3 protein-coding genes are annotated in these 3,423 nt (G+C 75.4%); 1 reads left to right on the top strand and 2 read right to left on the bottom strand.

Annotation, left to right across the window (positions count from 1 at the left end):
* Positions 1 to 190: 190 nt before the first annotated feature.
* Positions 191 to 1,915, bottom strand: coding sequence for an HNH endonuclease signature motif containing protein (locus PSR1_RS22445; protein ID WP_059439538.1), 1,725 nt, complete (start codon positions 1,913 to 1,915; stop codon positions 191 to 193).
* Positions 1,916 to 2,071: 156 nt separating this feature from the next.
* On the opposite strand from PSR1_RS22445, the gene PSR1_RS22440 reads away from it, so the two are divergent.
* Positions 2,072 to 2,614 carry a hypothetical protein gene (locus tag PSR1_RS22440; protein ID WP_059439537.1) on the top strand — a complete coding sequence of 181 codons (543 nt, stop codon included), beginning with the start codon at positions 2,072 to 2,074 and terminating at the stop codon, positions 2,612 to 2,614.
* A gap of 100 nt (positions 2,615 to 2,714) precedes the next feature.
* Here the strand turns inward: PSR1_RS22440 and PSR1_RS22435 are convergent.
* The coding region (locus tag PSR1_RS22435; RefSeq protein ID WP_370539110.1) for an SbcC/MukB-like Walker B domain-containing protein at positions 2,715 to 3,423 on the bottom strand (709 nt) is incomplete at its 5' end.

The following is a 3,423-nucleotide window of genomic DNA, read 5'->3' as shown; positions in this document are numbered from 1 at the left end:
GGCGCGCTGCTCGGCGCCGTGCACGGCGTGCTCGCGGTGCCGGAGCGGTGGCGCCGGGCCGTGCTGAGCTGCTGGCCGGTGGAGGGTGGCCCCGGCGTCCGCCGCCCGCGCCCGCCGGTCTGCTGGCCCGGCGACGCGCTCATCCTGGCGGAGCGGCTGCTGGGGCTGTGAGCGGGACCGCGCGGCGTGTTCAGCAGGCCGCCGGCACCGCGCCGGCCGCGCCGCGGGTGCCGCGCCGGTGCGGCCCGCTCCAGATCCTTCCGCCCAGCAGCCACACCAGCGCCCCCGGCGCGCGCCCCAGCACCGCGAGGTAGCCGCCGTGGATGCAGCGCAGGTGGTGGAATGCGCAGAGGCCCACCAGGTTCTCCGGGTCGTCGCCGCCGCCGTGCGAGCGGAAGTCGATGTGGTGCGCGTGCGCCGCGTGCCGGCTGCAGCCCGGCACCTGGCACCAGCCCGAGTCGCGCTCGCGGATGCGCCGCGAACGCGTCGGTGAGCGCCCCGGCGCGTCGCCCCAGGTCACGAGGAAGTGGAACGCGATGACCGCGATGCACGTTCCCGTGGAGAGCGCGTGCCCGTGCCGCTCCCGGACGGACGCGATGGCCGCCGCGAGCAGCACCGCCACCCCGCGCGGCAGGGGCGCCACCAGCTCCCCCCGCGCACGCAGCTGCCCCTCGCGCTCGCCCTCCACCTCGCGGCGAAGCACGACGCAGGTGGCGTCCAGCGCCCGCGGGATCCAGGGCGCGATGTCCGGCTCCCGCAGCCGCGCCAGCACGCGCAGCTTCTCGTAGGAGACGCCCCGCCGACGCGCCTCCTCCAGCGCCGGCGACGCCGCCAGCCGCGCCTCGAGCGCCACCCGCTGCTCCACCGCCCGCGCCGGCAGCCCCAGCCGCTCCTCCACGTACTCGCGGAAGCTGCCGTAGCCCGAGAGCCGGTGCATCCCGCTCCGCTTCACCGCGTACCCGCAGAGGCCGATGAGCCGGTCCCACCCAGCGCGGCACTCCGCCAGGGCGCGCAGTCGCGCGTCGAGCTCCTGTGCGCTGAGAACGTTGTTCAGCGAGAGGTCCGGCGCGGCCACGGGCGGAACCTCCGGCAGGCTCGCCCAGCCGTCCGGGCCCAGGCTCGCCACGGCGCCCCGCCTCGCCGGCTCGGGGCCTCGCGCGCGGAACCCCGGCCCCAGCGGCCGAGCGTCGTCGGCATCCGGGTCGCCCGGGTGCTCCGCCAGGTACTCCTGCGCCAGCGCCTCGAGCTGCTCGATCCGGCTCGCGCCCGGCTCCAGCTCGCGGGCGAGCGAGAGCGCCTCGTCGAGCACCCGCCGCTCCTCCGGCGGCAGCTGCGTGCGCAGCTCGACCCACGCCTCGTCCTCGTCGCCCGTACCGCCGCGCGCGTGGCCCGACGCGTCTCCCCGTGCCCTCGCTGCCCGGACCGCCGCCTCCAGCCCCCGCACCGACTCCTCACCGGCGCGCTCGAGCCACGCCGCCTCCGCGTCACCGACGGCGACGGCCAGGATCGTCTCGCCCGCGCGCAGCCGGACCCGCCCCGAGCGCAGCGCCTCCCGGAGCAGCGGCCGGTCCGGCAGCCCTGCACCCAGCCGCGCCAGGTTCTCGGCTGCGCGCTTCCCCAGGTCGAGCGCCTCGCGGGCGTAGTCGTCGAAGTGACAGCCCAGCGCCGCCAGCCGGTCGCCCCGCTTCAGCGCCGCGAGCCCCTCGGCCAGCTCGACGTCGATGCACCCGCGCACCCGCGCCGCCCAGACCAGGAGCTGCTCGCCCAGGTCCCCCTCGATCTCGCCCCCGCGGAACCAGGCCTCGATCTCGTCGAGCGTGAACGGCGGCAGCTCGATCCGCGGCGGCGTGTGGCCCGCCAGCCCCGCGTCCAGCGCGGCGGCCTCCACTCCAGCGGTGACCAGCGCGCGATCCATTTGGGCGGATCATTGCGCACGGGTCTGACACTCACGGTCAATTTCGAAGCCCCCTGCTGGGCCGGTGCTGGCCCGGTCGCGTCCGGAGCGGACGACGGCGCGCAGGCGCGGTAGCATACGGATAGTAAGGGCATCGGTCGCCGTGAGGGACCCCCGATGAACGAGCTCTCCGATTTCGAAGTCGCGCGCGAGGTCTGGAAGGGCGCCATCGACCTCCAGAAGCACTTCAATGACATCCTCTTTCGGTTGCGCTCCTTCTTCTTCCTGTTCCTCGCAGCCGCCGCAACCTTCGGGTCGAAAACGTCAGACCCGGCAGCGCTCGGATTCCCCGAGGATCTCCTACTGGTGACGCCCGCGCTCGGCATCTACATCCTCGATCGCTTCTACTACCACCTGCTGCTCGTCGGAGCCGTTCACGCCGCTCGACGTGTCGAGGTGCGATATCCGGCGCTGCGACTGTCCGAGGTCATCAGGGAGGCGAACGTCAGCAGCACGATCCTGTTCGCGCGCCGCGGACGGCAGAAGGTCACGCTGTTCTACGCCGTGCCGATCGTCGCGGCCGTCGTGTTGCTCTCGCGCGGGGCGCTGGGTGGCCGAGCTTGGGGCGCGGGCGCGGTGACGGCGGTTGCGTTTGCCGCCATCGAGACGATCAAGGGAGCGCTCGAATCGCGCCGGTTCGCGTTGCGGAGCGGAGACTGAGAGCAAGCGAAGCCGAGCCGCAACCGCTCGGAGGCATTCTCGTGCCGTGGCGACGACACCCGCGTTGCCGCCGCCGCCGCCGCGAGGCGCCGCGCGGACCTCACCCCTCCGGCACCACCAGCCGGCTGCGGCCGGCGGAGACGCGCTCGACCGTGACCTGCACGCCGATGCGCTCGTGCAGCTCGGGGACGTGGGAGATGACGCCGACCGTGCGGCCGGTCTGGCGCAGCCCCTCGAGCGCGGCCATGGCGTGCTCGAGCGTGTCGCGGTCGAGCGTGCCGAAGCCCTCGTCGATGAACAGCGTCCGGGCGTGCGCGGCGCGGGTGGACAGCGACGCGAGGCCGAGCGCGAGCGCGAGCGACACCAGGAACAGCTCGCCGCCGGAGAGGCCGTTCACGGTGCGGACCTCGTCGGCGAGATCGTGGTCGATCACCTGGATCTCGAGGTCGGCGCCGGGGACGCGCATCAGCTCGTAGCGGCGGGCGAGGTCGCGGAGGTGGACGTTGGCGGCCGCGAGCAGGCCGTCGAGCGCGAGCCCCTGGGCGTAGCGGCGGAAGCGGCTGCCGTCGGCGGAGCCGATCACCTTGGCGAGCCGCTCCCAGCGCTCCGCCGCGGCGCGCGCGGCCTCGACCGCGCCGGAGACCTCCGCGTGCCGGGCGCGGGCGTCCTCGTCGCGCCGCAGCTCGAGCGTCACCTGCGAGTGCTCCTCGCCGAGCCGGGCCGCCTCCCGCTCCGCCTGCGCGTGGCGGGCGCGGGCGTCGGCGGCGTCGCCGGCGGGGGCGGCCGGCGGCGTGCGCCTCCACCTGCCG

The sequence above is a fragment of the Anaeromyxobacter sp. PSR-1 genome, assembly GCF_000964525.1.
Lineage (GTDB): Bacteria > Myxococcota > Myxococcia > Myxococcales > Anaeromyxobacteraceae > Anaeromyxobacter.
This window is presented reverse-complemented; position numbering and strand designations above follow the sequence as displayed.

Excerpts from the sequence above, each read along its gene's own strand:
- PSR1_RS22440 (WP_059439537.1), top strand. The coding sequence starts at position 2,072 with ATGAACGAGCTCTCCGATTTCGAAGTCGCGCGCGAGGTCTGGAAGGGC.
- PSR1_RS22445 (WP_059439538.1), bottom strand. The coding sequence starts at position 1,915 with ATGGATCGCGCGCTGGTCACCGCTGGAGTGGAGGCCGCCGCGCTGGAC.